Consider the following 19,060-nt stretch of genomic DNA (forward strand, 5'->3'; position numbering starts at 1 on the left):
CGTGACGACGCCGCTGGACCCGGACGACGACCTCCCGAGCTTCACCACGAAGGCCGGCGGCCCGCTCTCGGACGCCCAGAAGGAGATATCCGACAAGGCTCTCCTCTACGCCGAGGCCGGCCCTGCCCCCGGGACCCAGAGCCCGATCCTCGCCTTCGACGCCCCCGGCGACCCCGGCCACGCCTCGCACGGCAGCCACGGCTCGCACGGCAGCCACGGCAGCCACGGCTCGCACGGCAGCCACGGCAGCCACGGCTCGCACGGCAGCCACGGCAGCTGGTGATGGGCAGCTGGTGATGGACGCCCAGGACAGCGTCGCCGCACGCATCGCCCAGCAGCGACCGCGGGTCCACATCCTGACCGGCACGGTCTGCAACAACAACTGCATCTTCTGCATGGAGGAGGACCGCGACGGCCGCAAGGTCACCAACGCGGCCACCACCGACGAGTCGGTCCGCTGGATCCTCGGCCGCCACAGCGACTACGAGGAGGTGTGCTTCACCTCCGGCGAGCCGACCACCAACCCGCGCCTGCCCCACTGGCTGCGCATGGCCAAGCAGGCCGGCGTCCGCTGGATCTCGATGATGACCAACGGCCGCGCCCTCAGCTACGAGGCCTACACCCGCGCCCTCCTCGGCGCCGGCCTCAACCGCCTCTACGTCAGCATCCACGGCCACACCCAGAAGCTCCACGAGGGCCTCACCCGCACCCCCGGCAGCTTCGCCCAGACCCTCGCCGGCATCGACATGGCCGCCCGCTACAAGCGCCACGGCCTGGTCCTCCACACCAGCACCGTCGTCACCAAGCGCAACCTCCCCCACCTCGCCGACATCTACGCGTTCCTCCGCGGCCACGGCGTCGACCAGGTCGTGTTCAACGTGATGCAGGCCAACGGCCGCGCCAACACCTACTTCGACCAGATCTTCCCGACCTACACCGAGATCGCCGCCGCCGCCCAGGCCTTCCTCAGCGCCTGCCCCGAGCGCCCCGCCCAGGCCTTCTTCGTCGACATCCCGCTGTGCACCACCACGCAGCTCCCCGACCACAACCGCGGCTACGTCGAGGACTACGCCCACTTCGAGCCGCCGAACCCCGGCCACGACATCGTCGCCGACCTCGAGTCCCGCCGCGCCGGTGAGCACGGCGAGCTGGTCCAGATCCGGCGCAGCGACCTCGACGACAGCGCTCGCCACAAACGCCCCGAGTGCGCCACCTGCCGCCACGACCGCGTCTGCGAGGGCGTGTGGGGCAACTACCTCCGCCGCCACGGCTGGGCCGAGTTCACCCCGGTCGCCTGACCTGTCCCGCACGACCTGTCCCTCACGCCAGCCCCACCTGTCCTTCAGGACCTGTCCCCCGCGCCAGCCCCCGCGATCATGACCGCCGCGCCCCCTCCGGTCGTCGAGCTCGAGCTCGAGCGGGCGCTGCTCGCCCCCTGGCAGGCCGCCTGCGCCGCCCTCCTGGGCGTCGCCCCGATCTTCGCACGCGACACCATGGGCCCGGTCCTCCGCTTCACCAGCGACCACAGCCCGGCCCACGCCGCCAGCATCGCCCGCGTCGACCTCTACGGCAGCCACCCCCGCGTGCGCGCCCACCTGCAGGCCCTCGGCTACGCCTGGGACGCGCAGGGCTACCTCGCCACCGTGCCCACCCCGCTGAGCTTCCGCCCGCGCCTGCGCGCCCTCGGCCTCGACGGCGACGACGGCTTCACCCCCGAGTACCACCGCGTCCACACCATCTACATGTCCAAAAGGACATGGCTCTCGCGCCAGGCCGCCGGCGCCGTCCCGATCGCGGTCGGCAGCCCCGGCTTCTACCGCCGCGCCGTTGCGCTCGCCCGCCTCGCCCCGGCCACGTGGACCGAGCACCTGCGCTACCACCTCCACGGCGTGCAGCACGACCTGAGCAAGCACGCCCTCTGCCTGCACCTGGTCCCCCGGGCCCAGATCGCGGCCCTCGGCGCCCGCGCCCGCGAGCTCCTGGGTCGCGCCTGGCTCGCCCCCCAGCCGCTCGCCCGCTTCTACGAGAACGACCTCATCGGCTTCTGTCAGGCCATCTGGCGCGACCTCCCCGACCCCGCCGAGTTCGCCCCCACCTTCACGCGCCCCGCCAACCTGCGCCAGCTCCACGCCGCCCTCGACCACCGGCTCGCCCCGCTCGCCCGCGGCCTGCGCTCGCTGCCCGCCTGGCTGCGCGAACCACACGACCCCCGCCCCGACTTCCACATCGAGCGCCCGCCACGTATCGTGCGGCTGTGACGACTCGCCTCCCGATCCCCGCGCTCGCCCTGCTCGGCCTCCAGCTCGGCGCCGCCTGCCACCACGAGGACCCGATCGTCGGCCACTGGAACCTCGACAAGCTCGCGGGCCAGCCCAAGCCCGACGGACTCACGATGAGCATGGTCATCGACGCCGAGCTCGGCGGCGACTTCGATTACACCCTCGAGGTGTACACAATGTACGAGTACGACTATCACACCACCGTGAAGGTCAAGCCCGACGGCGGCGCGAGCTACAGCATCGAGGTCGTCCCCGGCAAGGACATCGCCGGCGCCCAGATGCGCTGCGAGCTCGCCGACGACACCCTGACCTGCACCGACCAGGGCGACGGCTACGGCGACCCGGTCTTCAAGCGGGGCTGAACGCTCACCGCGGCCCTGGCCGCTGCACCCCGCGGGCGGGTGGGCGCCACCATCGATCCGTGGGAGCTGGACGCAGACCTATAGTTCACTGACGACGTCGACGAAGTGAGCCCAACACGCTTCCTCCTGACGGACGCCGAGGTGTATCGCCTTGGGATCGTCCGGTGGCGGTGACGCGTCGGGACACTCCGCGGTCGGCAGGAACAGGCGTCCACGCACGACGCCGCCGGAGTCGCGTTGCTGGCCGACCGCGCAGGCCCAGAGAACCGGCTCGATCGCGTTCAAGACGGGGTCCCAGTCGTCCGGATCTTTGCCCGCGACGAGCGCCGTGAAGAACGCCTGCGGATCGACGAGCAGGCCATCGGCGACCCCCGCCATCGCCGCGCACGGGGACGGTTGAAAGGCCGGGCCTCCGTGGTCCACCCAGACCCAGGCGAAGGCGGCGGCGCTGGTTTCGGCGCCAGTGCTGCTATCCGAGCCGGCGCTGGCTTCGGAGCCGCCAGTCGGGCTCGTGACCACGCCGTCGTCGGTCACCGTCCCGCTGCTGCCCATCGACGTCGTGCTCGTCGTGACGTTGGTAACCTCGCTGTCGACGCCGGATGACGTGCCCCCGCTGCTGCCATCCATGCAGGCCATGCAGACGCCGAAGCCGATGCCGTCCGGGTTGCAGACCTGCACGCCGCCCATGCCACCCCCCGGGCACGCACAGCTCACTTGCTGGCCTGGCGTGCAGCCGGCGGCGGCGGTCTCGGAGCGAGCGCCGTCGTCGTTCGAGCATGACGCGGCCGCCCCCGCGAGGAACGCGAGGAGCGCGAGGATGATGGATGAAGCGAAGCGGCGCACGACGCGAACCTACACGATCGCGCTCGCCTCGGGGCCGAGTATCGCGGTCCCGCGTTCAGCGGTATCAGGTGGGAAGTTATCGAGGGGTCCAGCTTACTCGCCGTCGAACTTGAGCATCATCATTCGACTCGACTCCCCGGGGTAATCCATATAATTCGCACGGATCCGCGGATATGCGAACGGCAACATCGCCTCGACCGACCTATACGCGTCGCTGCCAGGGCCCCGCATCGCCGCGACCAGCTGCGCGACGAGCTCACGCTGGCCCGGCAGCAGCAGCCTGGACGCGTTCCCCGCGGTGATCTCCGAGCCTGCCGCCACCTCGATCTCCCCCAGCACGCTGTGGCCGAGCGTCGCCGCGGCCGGCACACGCACCACGTCGAGGCGTCGCAGGAAGAACTCCTCCCCTGCCGTCACCACCTGTTCGACGCCGCGATGCAGGAGCACCACGCGACCACGAAGGACGCTCAGCGCCAGGGCGCCCTCGCTGTCGAAACTACCGGCATCTGCGTCCGGGAAGCCGTGGGCGGCGGCGGCGGCGAGCCCGGGCGGTACCTCGATCACGCCGGTCTTTTTGTCTCTCATCACTGGACCCGTGATGGCCGCGCCGATGTGCAGGGCACGGATGACGCGAAAGTAATGATCGAGTCCCTCCAACACTGCCACCGGCGCGGGCTCCAGCTCGCGCGCATGCGTCCACACATGAGCGGCGATCTCCCAGTCGTATAACAACGCCGCCTCGGCCGCATTCAGCAGCGCCAGCAGGGTCGCAGCCGACTCCTGCGTATGTAACGACCAGCGCAGGTAATGTGCGTCGACCTCACGCTCGAGCCGCCCGAGCGGCGTGGCCGCGTGGTGCGTCCGCGGCATGCGCTGGTGTTCCATCAGATCGTTGAAGGCCTGCGACCACTCGCGCTCCGAGAAGAACGCTGAGAACGCGAAACCCTCCCGCAGCTCGACCATTGTGGCCAGCGCGGCATCATCGAGCCGCGCCGGAAACCCCGGCGTGACCGCGGGCACCGGTCCCAGATCCTGCGCCATCATTTGCTCGAGGTCGCGCGCCATCTCCTGCTCGTGGGACAGCACAGCGCTCGTCGACGGCGCCGGCGCGACGGGCTGCGAGCGCTATTCGTGTTCGCTAGTTGACGACGGCCGCGATGGCGTCGAGGGCATCGGCCCGCTGGTTGCCTGTCAGCTCGAACATGATCGAGTTGGCCTCGGCGCCGCGCAGGTCCTGGTTGTACTTGCCTGCCCGGAACGCATCGAGGCAGGCGCGGGCGGCTGCCTTGTCCTCGGCCGCGGCGAAGCAGGCTGCGGCCGCGAGATCGAGGGTACCGAGCCGCGTCGAGGGCCGGCAGTCGCGCTCGTTGGTCTGCGCGTCGAAGAGCGTCGGGACCTTCGTATACCAGGGCTCGATGGCCGGGTGCGCCGCGAGCTTCTCCTGCGCGGCAAACAGCGCGCCGACCACGGCGGGGCCGGCGGTGACGAGCTCGTGATATCCGTTCAGCACGCGCGCAATGACGTACGCCATGCCTTCGACCCCGAAGGTCTCGAGCTGCCAATATTGCGGTCCACGGCCGGGCGCGAGCATACCTCCCTTGAGCAGCGGTCGCGCCTCGTCGCCTTCGACCCCGACGAGCTTCTCCACCGCGGGCACGCGGGCGGTGAGCGAGACGTCGAGCTGCACACCAGCTTTCTCCCATCTTTCGCGACCAACCTTGGTCTTCTCGATGACCAGCGCCATTGTTCCCCACGGGAGCACGAACGCGAGGCCCTTCTTTGCCTTCTTCTTCGGCGGCGCGAACACGGCGGGGAGGTTGCGCTTGACGGCCTCGAGGACTTGCTGAATTGCCTCATTGGCATCGGCATACGGCGGTGCGCCCTCGGTTGGGGCGAGCGGTGCGGGCACCACGCCCCAGGCGTTCTGATCGGCAGCGAAATCGGCGGACATGTGAATCCCTTCTTGGCGCGCCTGGGTACCATACGCGCTGCCCCAGGTCCGCCCCCGCAGGCGAGTGATGACCCGCACATCCCCGCGCATTGCCGCGAATCCCCCCGCGTGTTGTGGTCATAGCGATGTCGTACTCCCCGCGCCGCAGCATGCTCCTCGCCCTCGCCCTCAGCGCTTGCGGAGACTCCGGCAGCGACAGCGCGACCGACTCCGCGACCACGAGTCCCGGCCCCACCTCGGCCTCGATCACCGCCTCCGCCAGCATCACCGCGACCGCCTCCGCCAGCGCCACCGACACGCCCCCGACCTCGAGCGACAGCGGCAGCGACAGCGCCTCGCAGACCGGCACCAGCGCGCCGACCAGTGAGGTCAGCGCGAGCAGCGGTGACGGCCCCAAGTTCGACCTCGGCGTCACCCCCGACGCGGGCATGGGCGGCTGCGGCGACGGCGACGGCAAGCCGAAGTTTAGCAACATCTGGATCTCCAACTCGCCCGAGGGCACGGTCTCGAAGGTCAACACCTTCACCGGTGTCGAGGAGGGCCGCTACCGGGCTGGGCCGGGCACGCCCGACCCGTCGCGCACCTCGGTCAACCTGCTCGGCGACGCCGCGGTGGTCGATCGCAACGGCGGCATCATGAAGGTCGCGGCCCAGCAGAAGGACTGCGTCGACCTCAACGCCAACGGCATGATCGACACCTCCAACGGCCCCGGCAACGTGCTCCCGTGGGGCAGCGACGAGTGCGTGCTGTGGCACCACCCGCTGCCCTCGAACGGCGTCCGTGGCCCGCGTCCGGTCGCGTGGGAGGGCTTCTACGACGAAAAGACCTGCACCGGCTCCTCCGATCGCGTGTGGGTCGGCCACTACGATCAGGTCGCCAACACCGGCCACTTCTTCCGCCTCGACGGCAAGACCGGCGCCACCCTCGACATGGTCGACGTGAGCCCGTGGTCGGGCCAGACCTACGGCCCCTACGGCGGCGCCGTCAACAAGGAGGGCGACTTCTGGGTCCTCGGCTGGAACACCGGCCCGCTGATCCGGATCCACCACGACACCCTGCAGGTCGACCAGTGGCCGACCCCGCCCGGCGCCTTCGTCTACGGCTTCGCGGTCGACAAGAACGGCGACCCCTGGGCCGCCGGCAGCAGCCAGTACCACCACTTCAGCGTCCAGACCCAGAGCTGGCAGAGCTTCAACGTCGGCAGCAGCATGCGCGGCCTCCAGGTCGACAAGGCCGGCCACGTGTGGATCGCCGAGGACGGCCCCTGCGGCGTGCACAAGATCGACGCCGTCAGCGGCAACGTGCTCACCTCCTTCGCCATCCCGGGCTGCGCCCAGCCGGTCGGCGTCTCGATCGACGTCGAGGGCTTCGTGTGGGTCGTCGATCAGAGCGCCAACGCGGCCTTCAAGATCCAGCCCGACGGCCCGACCCTCGCGCTCACCGTCAACGGCCTGGTCGGCCCCTACACCTACAGCGACATGACCGGCGCCGGCCTCGACCTCGTCGTCAATCCGCCGGGCTGACGCCGACTGCCGTCACGAACTCAAGCGCCTCGCCGCAGGCAGGGCGCCGAGAAATCTTCGCAAGCTGGCCCACAGTTTCCGGCCCGCTTGTGGACGAGACTCACCCCGCCGACCGCGCCGTCTGACGTCCCCAGCGGCGCATCGGGGTAAGCTCCTCGCCCTTAGGTGCCCCTCGCCCTCCCCCACGCGTTCGGCCGCTACACCCTGACCCAGCGCATCGGCGAGGGCGGGATGGCCGAGGTGTACCTCGCCCAGGTGACCGTCGCCGAGGGCCTGAGCAAGCGCGTCGTCATCAAGAAGATCCGCAAGGAGCTCGCCGACCAGCCCGAGTTCACGCGCATGTTCGTCGACGAGGCGAAGATCGCCCTCGGCCTGAACCACGCCAACATCGTCCAGGTCTTCGACTTCGGCCAGGTCCACGGCAGCTTCTACCTGGCGATGGAGCTGATCGAGGGCGTCGACCTCATGGGCCTGATGCACCGCGTGCACGCCCGCGACGAGCGGATCCCGGTCGTGATCGCCGGCTACATCGCGCACCAGGTCGCGGCCGGCCTGGCCCACGCGCACCTGCGCCGCGACGACTTCGGCGCGCCGATCGGCATCGTCCACCGCGACATCAGCCCGCACAACATCATGCTCAGCCACGCCGGCACGGTGAAGATCCTCGACTTCGGCATCGCCCGCACCGCCGCGCGGGCCCGTCAGGACGCCGTCACCCGCACGCACACCGACGACGAGCACACCGACGTCACCATCCAGGGCAAGATCGCGTACATGTCGCCCGAGCAGGCGATCGGCGGCCCGCTCGATCAGCGCTCCGACATCTACTCGCTCGGCGTGGTGCTCTACGAGATGCTCTCGGGCGAGCTGGTGTTTCGCCACCGCGACCGCCTGGTCGCGCTCGAGCAGGTCCGCACCCGCCCGCTCGCCCCGCTCCGCTCGCTCGTCCCGGAGCTCCCCGAGGCCCTCGCCGCGGTCGTCGACCGGGCCCTCGCCCGCGAGCCCGACGATCGCTGGGACACCGCCCGCGCCATGCAGTCGGCGCTCGCCGCCTTCCTCCACCGCGCCGATCCGGTCGTCGACGACGAGGTCCTGAGCGCCTTCGTCGCCCGCTTCGCCGGCGCCACCCCGAGCAGCCCGCCGAGCCACGACGACCTGACCCGCGAGATCGAGGGCAGCGAGCTGTCGCAGGTCGTCCCGCTCGCCCGCGAAGAGTCGCTGCGCGTCGTCCTGCTCAAGGCGGCGCTGGTGCCCGCGCTCACCGGCGAGACCCCGCCGCCGCCGACCCGCCTGCTCGCGCTGGCCCGCGACATCGCCTACAAGCGCGACGCCCAGGTCCACCAGCTCGACGCCGACGGCATCCTCCTCGCCTTCGGCACCCTGCTCGACACCGGTGACAGCGACGAGGCCGCGCTGCGCGTCGCCCTGGCCCTGCGCGAGGCCGTCGGCGAGGCCGCCCCGGGCCACGGCATCGGCGTCGCCCTCGCGGGCCTGCCGCTGCCGCTGCTGCGCGGCAGCCCCGGGCGCGTCGACATCCCCCACGAGGTCGCCCGCCACCTGCAGCTGGTCGCCAGCCGCAGCATCGACGGCCCCATCATGCTGAGCGGCGACCTCAGCCCGCGCCTGGCTCGCGGCTGGCGCATCGGCCCGCCCGTCGCCTTCGCCCTCGATCGTATCCGAACCGGCCTTCGGGACATGTCCCTGGAGACAGGTGGTGCGCTCGAGCAGGCCGCCCCGCTGCTCGGCCCGGCCGGCGCCGACGAGCGCATGCCGGCCGCGACCGGCCGCGGCGCGCTGGTCGGTCGCGAGCTCGAGCAGAAGGCCCTGCGCGACGCCTTCGCCGAGGCGATCCGGACCCGCAGCTCGCGCGCCCTGCTGGTCGTCGGCGGCGCCGGCATCGGCAAGCGCGCCCTCGTCGACCGCTTCGTCGCCAGCCTCCCGCGCGGCGCTTGCTTCGTGCTCCGCGGCAGCGGGCAGTGGCGGCGGCGCAACGTCCCGCTCGGCGTGTTCCTCGAGCTCCTGCGCGACTTCTTCGCCGCCCCGCGCGGGGCCACCGCGCACGAGCTCGAGGCCCAGCTGCAGAGCCTCGAGGTCGCCGGCGCCGCGTCGCTGGCCCCGGGCCTCGCCGCCGCCCTCGACCCGGACAGCATCACCGCCGCGGGGATGGGGCACGGCGAGCTCGACCCGCTCGAGCGCCGCGATCGCCTGTGGCAGCTGGTCCGCCGCCTGATCCACGCGCTGGCCCAGCGTCGCCCGGTGCTCATCGTCCTCGACAACCTCCACTTCCTCGACGAGCACAGCCACACCCTCCTGCTCGAGTGGCTGCACCGCCCGCACGGCCTGCCGCTGCTCGGCCTGTGCACCGCCCGCCCGGGCCCGCGCGCCGAGGCCACCCGCGCCGTCGCGGGCGTCCACACCGTCGAGCTGCGCGAGCTCGACGAGCAGGCCCGCCGCGAGCTGGTCCTGCGCCGCTTCGAGGACCCCGAGGACGCCGAGCCGATCGCCGCCGCGATCCTCGCGCGCACCGGCGGCCACCCGCTGTTCATCGAGGAGACCCTCGCCGATCTGCTGCGCCGCGGCATCGTCGGCTGGAACCCCAGCGGCCGCCAGCTGCAGCTGCGCCAGCGCAACCCCAGCATCGAACTCCCGCCCAGCATCGAGGCGGCCCTGCGCGCCCGCCTCGACGCCCTCGCGCCCGAACAGCGGGCCATCGTCGACGCCGCCGCCGTGCTCGGCCAGAGCTTCCGCGTCGACGAGCTCGCCACCCTCGCCGGCAGCGAGCCCGCGACGCTCGATCGAACCCTCGCCAGCCTCGTCGAGCTCGGCATGTTCATCGCGGTGCCCGGCGCCCGCTCGCCGAGCACGCGCTTCGCCACGGTCAGCCAGCACGAGGTCGTCAAGCAGAGCCTCGCCCCGGCCGCCGCCGAGGCGCTGCACCGCGAGGCCGCCGCGATCAAGCTCGCCCGCCCCGACTACCGCCCCGGCCGCGACGACGGCCCGATCGCCGATCACCTCGTCCTCGCCGGCGCGCCCGCCGAGGCGATCGACCCGGCCATGCGCGCCGCCCGGGCCGCCCGCGACGTCGCCGGCAACGTCGAGGCCTATTACTACTGGTCGCTCGCGCTGCGGGCGATCGGCGGCAACGACCCGCGCCCCGACCCGCGCCCCGACCCGCGCCACTGGGAGGCCCTGCTCGCGCGCGAGGCGATCCTTCAGGTCTGGGGTCAGCGCCGGGCCCAGGGCGCCGACATCCGCCAGATCCTGCAGGCCGCCCGCCACAGCCCCGAGCGCGAGGTCGTGGCCCTCGGTCGCCTCCTCCGCTTCTATCTCGAGTGCGGCCGGATCCAGCGCGCCGAGCAGCTCTACCCCCGCGTCGCCCACGAGACCGAGGCCCTGCCGCTGCACGAGTCCGCCGCGCCGCGCCGCGCCGAACTCGGTGAACTCGGCTGCGAGCTGATGACCCGCCTCGGGCGCCTCGAGGAGGCCGAGGCCCTCGCCCGCGCCGCCCTCGAGCACTGTCCGCCGGGCCCCCGCGGCGTGCTCCAGCGCTGCCGCCTGCACGCCGGCATCGGCCGGGTCCAGCTCGCGCGCGGCCGCCTCGCCGAGGCCGGCGCCAGCTTCGAGGCCACGCTCGCGCTGGCCCGCGCCGCGGGTCACCGGCGGGCCGAGGCCGAGGCGCAGAACAGCCTCGGCGAGGTCGTCGGTCTAAACGCCCGCTACCAGGAGGCCGTCGACCACTTCCAGGCCGCCCTGCAGATCGACCGCGACCTCGGCGACCGCGCGGCCACCGGGATCAAGCTCGCCAACCTCGGCATCGCCTACACCGCGATCGGCGTGTACCGCCGCGCCGAACGCCACCTGCGCAAGGCCCTCGAGCTGCACGTCGCCACCGGTCACCCCGGACTGCTCACCGAGGTCGTGCTCCACCTCGGCGAAATCTCGGCCGAGCTCGCGGCCGGCCGCGACGACCTCGCCGCCGCCCGTTCGCTGCTCGAGCAGGCCGCGAGCATGGCCGCCGACCGCGGCGACCTGCGCACCGAGCTGCGGGCACGCGCTCGCCTGGCCCGCTGCATGCTCGACGTCGGCGACCCCGGCGAGGCCCGCAGCCTCGCCGAGCAGGTGCTCGCCCGCGGCCGCGAGCACGGCCTGCGCAGCGCCCAGACCCGGGCCCTGCACGTGCTCTCGCGGCTCGCCGAGGCCGAGGGTGACGCCCGCCGGGCCATCGCCCTCGAGGACGAGGCCGTCGCCCTGGTCCACGCCGGCGCCGCTCCGCTCGACGGCGTCCTCTCGATCCACCACCTCGGCCGGCTTACGGGTCGCAGCGAGCTCCTGACCGAGGCCGCCGCCCGCGTGAGCGCCCGCCTCGCCGACCTCCGCGACCCCGAGCTGCGCCGCGGTTACCTCGCCCAGCCGCGCGTCCAGGCGATCCTCGCCGACGCCGGGCCAGCGCCCTGAGGCGCTCGCACGACGCGCCACGCGGCCCCAGAGCGGGAGGCATGGTCGGCGAGGAACAGCGAGCCAGCGCCCTGAGAGGCGCCGCCCGCGTACGCCCCCTGCCCCGCCCGCGAGCGACCCCTCGCTCGCTCCAGCGTCCGGCGCCGCACTGCGCCCCCGGGCTGTCTGCGGGCAAACCGGGTATGCTGGCGGCCGTGTCACGCCTCGCCCTCGTCGCTCGCATGCTGGTGCTCGTCCTCGGCGGCGTCCCGCTCGCGCTGACGACCGCGTGTCTGCCTCAGGGCGAGCTCGCGGCCGCCGACGGCAGCCGCCGCATGGTCGCCCGCGATCCGCAGACGGGCCTCTCGATCGTCCTCACCAGCGGCGCCTGGGACGGCAGCCCGGCGAACCTCGACAGCGAGCTCACCGTGCTCCACGCCCTGGTCGCCAACATGGGCAGCACGCCCGTGCGCCTGGCCCCCGGCGACCTCGAGCTCCGCGACGAGCGCGGCTTCCGGCGCCAGCTGCTCGACGCCGGCGGCAGCTTCGTCCTCAGCGGCGAGACCGACCGCGGCTACCACCCCGGCCGCGACCTCGACTACGGCCGCCTCGAGTGGAACGGCGGCGACGTCAACGCCCTCGCGCTCCCGTGGGGCGTGCTCGCCCCCGGCACCCAGATGCGCGGCTACCTCTACTTCCGCCGCCTCGACCACGCCAACGCCGCCACCCTCACCTGGCACTTCTTCAGCGACAAGAACCAGCCGCTGGTCGACCTGGCCTTCGACTTCTTCGTCGCGCGCGCCCGCTGAGCTCGCCCCCTCGATGCCGCGGCAGCTCGCACGCCTGGCCCTTGCGACCTGTCCCTACAGACATGTCGCGCGCATGGCCCTTGCGACCTGTCCCTACAGACATGTCGCGCGCATCTCCGCGGTGGCCCTCGGCGCGCTGTGGCCCGCGCTCGCCGGCGCCAGCAACCCGTGGCTCACCCCGCTGGGCTCCGAGGCGGCGATGTCGGGCGGCGCAGTGGCGGCGATGGGCCGCGACACCGGTATGGCCTACTACAACCCGGCCGGCCTCGGCGCCAACACGCGGGTCCAGTTCAACATGTCGAGCACCATGGCGGTGCTGCGCTTTCGTACGATCCCGAACGCCTTCCGCGTCGACCTGCCGGGCGGCGACAGCCAGTCGGCCCAGCTCTCCAACGTCCAGCCGCTGATCCTCTCCACCTCGACCGTGTACGCCCGCCACATCGGCCGCGGCGTCACCATCGGCGCCGGCCACTTCGCCAGCAACTACGACTTCTACGACTACACCGGCGTGCTCAAGGACGACCACAACCAGTCCGGCCTCAACTACCGCGCGCGCGTGCAGGTCGACGGCTGGAGCACGCGGCACCACTTCGGTCCGACCGTCGGCTGGCAGATCACGCCGCGCCTGCGCCTCGGCATGTCGCTGTTCCTCACCTACGAGTGGCGCCGCGACGAGGGCCGGATCTGGCTGCAGGCCGGACCGAGCCCGCAGCAGATCAGCCAGAATTTCATCGTCGGCGACATCGACCTCAAGCGCTCCACCTACGCCGGCGAGGCGGTGTTCGGCCTGCAGTGGGAGTTCGCCCGCCGCTGGACCGTGGCCCTCGTGGTCCGCACCCCGCGGATCGCCGCCTACGAGCGCGCGCGCAAGTACTCGCTCACCACCGGCGCCATCGTCCGCGCCGACAAGGGCACCGCCGCCCTGTTCGACTACAACGACGACCCCGGCGCGGCCCGCCGCGGCCGCATCGCCCCGATGCAGGTCGTGCTCGGCCTCGGCTACGCCTTCTCGCGCGGCCGCGGCTGGATCAGCGCCGAGGCCGACTACACCCCCGCCCTGCGCCTGCCGCACAACAGCGTCGACCTGCGCCACAACGTCAACGCCCGCCTCGGCGCCCGGCTCCGCCTCAACGAGGCCGTGGTGGTCGGACTCGGCCTGTTCACCGACCGCACCAACGAGACCGCGATCAGCGACTTCCCGCAGTTCCACATCGACTACTACGGCGGCTCGGGCGGCGCCGAGCTGCGCCGCCCCTTCACCCTCGGCAAGACCGAGCGCGCCAAGGACATCGTCTTCGTCACCGGGGTCGCGTTCCGCTACGCCTTCGGCACCGGCGCCAGCGGTGCGGTGCGCTTCGACCTGAGCGAGGCCGACAAGCAGCGCCTCTCTTACAGCATTGGCGAGGTCCACCCGGTCCAGTTCCACGTGTGGAGCGGTCACCTCGGCGCCGGGCTCTATTTCTAGGGGCGCGCTCGCGGGCGCAGCTTTTTACGTCCTCCGTGGCGCCCTCGTGCGACCCTCGGCGCGGAGGATCGTCCGCCATGAAGAAGTTGCTCGCCGCCTGCACCCTCGCCGTCGCCCTCGCCAGCTCCCAGGCCCACGCGGCCCTCAACGCCTACCTCACCCTCAAGGGCGCCAAGCAGGGCGTGATCAAGGGCAGCGTCACCCAGAAGGGCCGCGAGGACAAGATCATGGTCATCGCCGTCGACCACCTGATCAAGACCCCGCCTGACGGCAAGGAGCAGCACGGCGTCTTCATCATCACCAAGGAGCTCGACAAGTCGACCCCGCTGCTGCGCAAGGCCGCGTCGTCGGGCGAGAGCCTCGAGTTCGAGCTGCAGTTCTGGACCCCGCAGCTCAACGCCCAGCAGGGCGTCGGCGTCGAGAAGCAGCACTACACCGTCAAGCTGACCGGGGCCAAGATCTCCGCGATCAACTTCCGCATGCTCAACAACAAGAACCCCGACACCGTCCGCTACGCCGAGTTCGAGGAGGTCTCGTTCGTCTACGAGAAGATCGAGTGGACCTGGAACGACGGCGGCATCACGGCCTCCGACACCAACCCGTGATCAACCCCGGCGCGGCGCTCCGCGGTGTCGGCCCGCGCCGAGCCCGATGAGCAGCATCAACCCCCGCGCCGCGACCCGCGGCGTCGGCCCGCGCCGAGCCCGAAGAGCAGCAGCAGCGCCCACGGTCCCGGCCGCGCGTCGACGCGGCAGCTGTTGCAGCCGTCGTCGCCGTCGGCCTCCGAGCCGCCGCTCGAGTCGTCGCCGCCGCTGTTGCTCGTGATGCCGGTGATGCCGCTGTTGCCCCCGCTGGTCGGCGTGCTGCTGTCGTCCCCGGTTGTCGCGCCGCCGCTCTCGCCCCCGCTCGGATCGCCGGTGCTGCCGCCGCCGGTGCTGTCGGCCGCGGAGTCGCTGGTGTCGGGCCCGGCCTCGACCACGCGGATCGTGATCGTCTGCGCGGCGTGGTTGCCGTAGGCGTCCATCGCCTCGACCTTGAACTTGTAGGTGCCGACCGGCGGCTTCTTCAGGGTGATGAAGTCGTAGGGCTCGCTCTGCGGCTTCCAGGCGCCGTAGCCGTCGTCGCAGACGTCGTTGGTGCAGCGGCGATACCCGTCGAGGTCCGGCGGCAGACCCTCGAGCCACGTCCAGTTGACGCCGATGAAATTGGAGTTGTCCATGATGTTGGCGACCAGCAGCACGGTATCGGCGGTGGTCAGCTCGGTCCCGTCGGCCGGGCTCACGCTCAGGATCTGCGGCTTCTCGGTGTCCGCATCGCGCGGGCCGAACACCCCCATCAGCTCGGCGTGCGAGTTCTGCTCCTCGCCCTGACCGGCCGGACAGTAGGCCTCGTGCACGTAGGTGCACTGGGTGACGCCGGAGCCGGTCGCGTGCGAGATGCCCATGCACTGGTCGCGAAACGACGAGCCGCCCGCGACGTACGGGTACATCAGGTCCTGCTGCACGTCGGTGTGCTCGAGGCCCCAGTTGTGCGCCGTCTCCTGGGCCGCGACCTCGGCCACGTCGCCGGGGCACGAGTCGGAGAAGCTCAGCGACACGTGGTTGCGCTTGGCGCCGTCGCAGGCGACGTTGGCGATGCCGCACACGCCCCCGCCCTGGCCGGCCAGCTGCGAGCTGCCGCCGACCACCGACATCGTGTAGGGCAGCCAGTCCGGCGGGCGGTTGGTGCTCAGGACCAGGTTGAAGGGGGCGTAGTAGTTGCCGAGCTTCTGGAACACCGACGCCTTGACCTGCGGGTTGCCGCCGGCCAGCGGCGGGAAGTTGACGACGCCGTCGACCAGCGGCGAGCAGTTGAGCGCCGCGTTGGCCGACTGCGGCCCGCCGCACAGCGGCGTGACCTGCACCCCGTCCATGGCCACGTACAGGACACCCGGCGTCGGGTCGAAGTCGAAGCCCGCCTCCGGCGGGATGTCGAGCGCCGACAGCATCTCGACCGCCATGCTCTCGGCGTCGAACACGAGGGTGCCGTCGCGGATCGGCGGCACCGTGCGCGGGTCGATGCGCCGCCCCGAGACCCGCTCGAGGTAGCTGCGCGGGCCCTCCGGCGCCACCGCCCACGGCGCCGACGCGCTGATTGCCTGCCCAGGCTCAACCTCGATTGACAGCAGCGCGGGCAGCAGGAACGGTAGGGTATGCAGCATCGATCTCACGGTACAAACCATGGATCTGGCTGTCCAGGACTCTCGTTGGTCCTCAATGTGACAAAACAAAGAAGACACGCAATCCGCGTCCAGGCGGGCCCATGGCGCCCACTCGCCGCTGGCGATCGCCGTGGCCGGCGTCCAGGACCTGGCCCAAAGGCCAGGTGAACCGAGGCCTACGCCTGCGGCGCCTTACCGCTGCCGAGGCTCGCGCCGACCAGCCACGCCGGATCGATGCCGACCGATCGCAGCGCCACCGCCCACATCGCCTCGGGCGCCGTCGACCACAGCCAGGCCGGCGTCACGCCAGGGCCGCTCCTGCCCTCGGGTCGCATCGGCACGACCATCCAGCTGCCAGCGGCCATCTCCGACTCGAGCTGACCCGCGCCCCAGCCGGCGTAGCCGAGGAACGCCAGCGCCTCGGAGCCGTGGCCGCCGAGCCGCGGCGTCTCGAGGTCCCCGGCCTTGACCGCGTCGAGCGAGGTGGTGAGAAACAGCTCCGGCGTGAGCGCCTCGGCCAGCGGATCCCAGGCGACACGGTCGTGGAGGATGAAGCCCCGCGTCGGCTCGACCGGGCCGCCGAGGCGAACCGGGCGATCGTCCGGGCCCATCCAGTTGAGTCCGATCGCCCCGGCCATCTCGGCGATGGTCGTCGGCAACGGGTTGTTGACGACCAGGCCGAAGGCGCCCTTGCGCGAGTGGTCGATCATCAGCACCACCGAGCGCACGAAGTTCGGGTCGCGCAGCTGCGGCACGGCGCACAGCAGTTGATGCGCGAGGCTCGAGCCGCCGACGCGCTCCTCGCCCTCTGCTTCGCGCTCGTCGGACATCGCCAAATTTCGCAGCCCAGTTTGCGGCCCGGTTTGCGGCCCAGTTTGCGGCCCAGTTACAGGGAGTATCGAAGTGCCAGAGGTCGGACTCGAACCGACACGAGTTTTTGGCTCAACGGATTTTGAGTCCGCCGCGTCTACCGATTTCGCCACTCTGGCGAGCGGACGCCCTTCCTTAGCACGGGCCTCGCGGGCCTCGCAAGAGGCCGGATCGGCCGAACGAAACGGACCCGCGGGTGATCTGGATCAGGGCGTGTCGTCGAGGCTCACGCTGATGTCGCCCGCGGGCGCGTCGACCCAGACCTTGACGCTGCCGCCCCCGACCTCGCGCGTGAACGAACCGCGGGTGATGCTCGACACGGTGCCCGTGTGGACCCGGATCTCGCGGCCGCTGAGGCGCAGATCGAGGTCGGCGTCGGAGCGCAGCACGACCTCGACGTCGCCGTGGCGGGCCTCGATCACGAGGTCGTTGCCGCCGGCGCCGGTCTGGTAGATCTGGGCGCCGCCGTTGCCGGTGTAGGCGTCGAGGTTGCCGGATGTTCGCAGGTGCAGGTTGCCGTCGCCGGTGCGCACCGCGAGCCCGCCCGCGCCGCCGTCGATGTCGACGTGGCCGACCCCGACGTCGGCGCTGATGTTGCCGGTGACCGCGAACACGTACACGTCGCCGAGCTCGGTGACCAGCTCGAGGTCGCGGTCCGGCGGCAGGCGGATCTCGTCGACCTCGAAGTCGACCTGGCCGTGCAGCTTGAGCGGGACCTCGGCCCGCAGCTCGGCGAAGCGCTGGTCGACGGCCCACACGATCGCCGAGCCGAGCGCCTGGTCCTTCGCCAGCTGCGCGGTGCCGCCGATCGATCGCCACGCGCCGGTGAGCTCGAGCCCGGGAGCCAGCTCGTCGCCCAGCACCGTCAGCGGCGTGGGCCCGAGCTGGATGCGCACGACGTCGATGTCCGTGAGCGGATAGCTGGCCTCGACGTTGGCCTCGCCGCGGAAGCCGAACACGCAGGCGCCGAGCGACAGCGCCGACAGCACGAACAGCACGGTGGCGGTGCGGCGCAGCATCAGAAGTACACTCCCACGCCGGTGCCCAGCTCGAGGGTGAGGGCGTTGCGAGACACGGCGCGGTCGTCGTGGCCGCCAGGGCCAGGCCCGCTGAAGAAGCGCGGACCGCCCAGCGGGGCGCTGATCCGCGGCGTCAGGTTCAGCGACCAGCGGCTGAGGATGAAGAAGCGCAGGTCGAGCTGGGCGTAGGGGATCGCGGCGAAGCTGCCCTGCCCCGCCGGCGCCTGCGCACCGGCCGGCACCAGCGGCGTGGGCGAGCGCCCGAAGCTGCCCTGCAGGATCACGCCAGCGGCGACGCCGAGCCACATCCGGCTGCGCTCGAGCACGCGGTACGACAGGCGCAGGCCGCCCTGCAGCGTCGTGCGCGTGAAGCCCTGACCCTGCTTGACCGAGAGATCGCCGGCGCCGACGCTGAAGCGCCGCGCGACCTGGCCGAGCACGCTGAGGCTCCAGTCGGCGAAGAAGCCGGCCGCTGGATCGCCGGGGCGCTGACCGACCGTCGCCATGCGCGTCATCTCGAGCGCGACGCGATGCCGCGTGCGCGGCTCCGGGGCGCGCAGACCCGAGGCGGTCGCGTAGGCCTCCATGATCTGCGAGGCGTAGAGCATCTGCAGGCCGCCGCTCAGCACGCCGTAGCCGACCGCGCCGATCGCCTCGCCCGCATAGCTGCCGCTGGCGAGCCCGCGTGTGGACACGTCGGTGCCGCCGCCCGTGCGCTGCATGAGGCCGGCACCGAGCGCCAGGGCGATCGTGCCGAACAAGATCCCGACGCCCTTGCCGGGCTGGCGGTTGATCATCTGCCCGAGACCGGGGACCACCGCCGACAGCACCGGCGCGACCACCCGCTTCCACCGCCGCGGCGGCGGAGCCTCGGGTCCCGACGTCGCGGATGCCATCGCGGGCGCCAGCGGCTCGCCCGCGCTCCCGCGGGCGCCCGCGGGCGTGAGCTCGAAGCGGGCGCGCCGACCCTTCTCGACCGAGAGCGTGATCCGACCACCGCGCGCCGTGTCGTCGATCGCGTACTCGCCGGGCGGCAGGTCGAGCTGCGCCCGCCCGCCTGCTTGCAGCTGCAAGGTCGCAACCAGCGCACCCTTGCTGTCGCGCACGCTCACGCTGCCGGCCTCGGGCCGCGTGCTCACCAGCTCGAGGCCGCCGCGCTGCGAGGCGTCGACGACGACCGGTGGCGGCGCGATCGGTGGCGTGCTCGGGCTGCTCGCAGGGCTCGCCACCGGCGCGGGGCCGACGGCGGGGGTGGTGGTCGGCGGCGGAGCAGCCAGCGCGGCGACCAGGAGACAGCGCAGCACC

At 72.0% G+C, this 19,060-nt stretch carries 16 protein-coding genes and 1 tRNA gene; 9 read left to right on the forward strand and 8 right to left on the reverse strand.

What is annotated here, in order from left to right; genetic code table 11:
* The first annotated feature begins 1 nt into the window (after position 1).
* The 4 genes from hxsA4 (at position 2) to IPJ59_RS03680 (ending at position 2,641) form a co-directional block, all read left to right on the forward strand.
* The gene (gene hxsA4 / locus IPJ59_RS03665; RefSeq protein ID WP_293269767.1) at positions 2-283 is read left to right on the forward strand and encodes a His-Xaa-Ser repeat protein HxsA4; all 282 of its coding nucleotides are present in this window, start codon (positions 2-4) and stop codon (positions 281-283) included.
* 13 nt (positions 284-296) lie between these two features.
* Positions 297-1,298, forward strand: coding sequence for a radical SAM protein HxsC4 (hxsC4, locus tag IPJ59_RS03670; RefSeq protein ID WP_293269768.1), 1,002 nt, complete (start codon positions 297-299; stop codon positions 1,296-1,298).
* Positions 1,299-1,376: 78 nt separating this feature from the next.
* Positions 1,377-2,258 (forward strand): hypothetical protein, encoded by an 882-nt coding sequence (locus IPJ59_RS03675; RefSeq protein ID WP_293269769.1) that lies wholly within the window; start codon positions 1,377-1,379, stop codon positions 2,256-2,258.
* Positions 2,255-2,641 (forward strand): hypothetical protein, encoded by a 387-nt coding sequence (locus IPJ59_RS03680; protein ID WP_293269770.1) that lies wholly within the window; start codon positions 2,255-2,257, stop codon positions 2,639-2,641. Before IPJ59_RS03675 ends, IPJ59_RS03680 begins: the two co-directional genes overlap by 4 nt.
* A gap of 78 nt (positions 2,642-2,719) precedes the next feature.
* On the opposite strand, the gene IPJ59_RS03685 is transcribed toward IPJ59_RS03680, so the two are convergent.
* The 3 genes from IPJ59_RS03685 to IPJ59_RS03695 all read right to left on the reverse strand — a co-directional run bounded on the left by IPJ59_RS03685 (position 2,720) and on the right by IPJ59_RS03695 (position 5,435).
* The gene (locus IPJ59_RS03685; protein ID WP_293269771.1) at positions 2,720-3,484 is read right to left on the reverse strand and encodes a hypothetical protein; all 765 of its coding nucleotides are present in this window, start codon (positions 3,482-3,484) and stop codon (positions 2,720-2,722) included.
* 93 nt (positions 3,485-3,577) lie between these two features.
* Positions 3,578-4,549: a hypothetical protein gene (locus IPJ59_RS03690; protein WP_293252785.1), complete on the reverse strand. Its 972-nt coding sequence runs from the start codon at positions 4,547-4,549 to the stop codon at positions 3,578-3,580.
* A gap of 73 nt (positions 4,550-4,622) precedes the next feature.
* Positions 4,623-5,435 (reverse strand): hypothetical protein, encoded by an 813-nt coding sequence (locus IPJ59_RS03695; protein ID WP_293269772.1) that lies wholly within the window; start codon positions 5,433-5,435, stop codon positions 4,623-4,625.
* Positions 5,436-5,560: 125 nt separating this feature from the next.
* Here IPJ59_RS03695 and IPJ59_RS03700 point away from each other — a divergent pair, with 125 nt between their 5' ends.
* The 5 genes from IPJ59_RS03700 (at position 5,561) to tssD (ending at position 14,271) form a co-directional block, all read left to right on the forward strand.
* Positions 5,561-6,958 (forward strand): Vgb family protein, encoded by a 1,398-nt coding sequence (locus tag IPJ59_RS03700; protein WP_293269773.1) that lies wholly within the window; start codon positions 5,561-5,563, stop codon positions 6,956-6,958.
* Between the two features lie 165 nt (positions 6,959-7,123).
* Entirely contained in the window at positions 7,124-11,413 is a 4,290-nt protein-coding gene (locus IPJ59_RS03705) for a serine/threonine-protein kinase (protein ID WP_293269774.1), read from the forward strand.
* 194 nt (positions 11,414-11,607) lie between these two features.
* Positions 11,608-12,201 carry a hypothetical protein gene (locus tag IPJ59_RS03710; protein WP_293269775.1) on the forward strand — a complete coding sequence of 198 codons (594 nt, stop codon included), beginning with the start codon at positions 11,608-11,610 and terminating at the stop codon, positions 12,199-12,201.
* A 73-nt stretch (positions 12,202-12,274) separates the two neighbouring features.
* Positions 12,275-13,666, forward strand: coding sequence for a hypothetical protein (locus IPJ59_RS03715; RefSeq protein WP_293269776.1), 1,392 nt, complete (start codon positions 12,275-12,277; stop codon positions 13,664-13,666).
* Between the two features lie 77 nt (positions 13,667-13,743).
* A complete protein-coding gene (gene tssD, locus IPJ59_RS03720) occupies positions 13,744-14,271 on the forward strand; it encodes a type VI secretion system tube protein TssD (RefSeq protein ID WP_293269777.1) in 528 nt (175 codons plus the stop codon).
* A 56-nt stretch (positions 14,272-14,327) separates the two neighbouring features.
* Here tssD and IPJ59_RS03725 read toward each other — a convergent pair whose 3' ends face one another.
* From IPJ59_RS03725 to IPJ59_RS03745, 5 genes are all read right to left on the reverse strand, one after another.
* Positions 14,328-15,866 (reverse strand): MYXO-CTERM sorting domain-containing protein, encoded by a 1,539-nt coding sequence (locus tag IPJ59_RS03725; protein ID WP_293269778.1) that lies wholly within the window; start codon positions 15,864-15,866, stop codon positions 14,328-14,330.
* A gap of 176 nt (positions 15,867-16,042) precedes the next feature.
* Positions 16,043-16,696 carry a YqgE/AlgH family protein gene (locus IPJ59_RS03730; RefSeq protein WP_293252757.1) on the reverse strand — a complete coding sequence of 218 codons (654 nt, stop codon included), beginning with the start codon at positions 16,694-16,696 and terminating at the stop codon, positions 16,043-16,045.
* Positions 16,697-16,770: 74 nt separating this feature from the next.
* Positions 16,771-16,855, reverse strand: a tRNA-Leu gene (locus IPJ59_RS03735).
* Positions 16,856-16,942: 87 nt separating this feature from the next.
* The gene (locus tag IPJ59_RS03740) at positions 16,943-17,755 is read right to left on the reverse strand and encodes a DUF4097 family beta strand repeat-containing protein (protein WP_293252754.1); all 813 of its coding nucleotides are present in this window, start codon (positions 17,753-17,755) and stop codon (positions 16,943-16,945) included.
* Positions 17,755-19,059 carry a hypothetical protein gene (locus tag IPJ59_RS03745; protein WP_293252751.1) on the reverse strand — a complete coding sequence of 435 codons (1,305 nt, stop codon included), beginning with the start codon at positions 19,057-19,059 and terminating at the stop codon, positions 17,755-17,757. The genes IPJ59_RS03740 and IPJ59_RS03745 overlap by 1 nt, the downstream gene beginning before the upstream one ends.
* Between the last annotated feature and the right edge of the window lies 1 nt (position 19,060).

Origin of the sequence: Nannocystis sp. (assembly GCF_016714285.1) — a bacterium.
In the GTDB taxonomy this organism is placed as follows: Bacteria; Myxococcota_A; Polyangia; order Nannocystales; family Nannocystaceae; genus Nannocystis.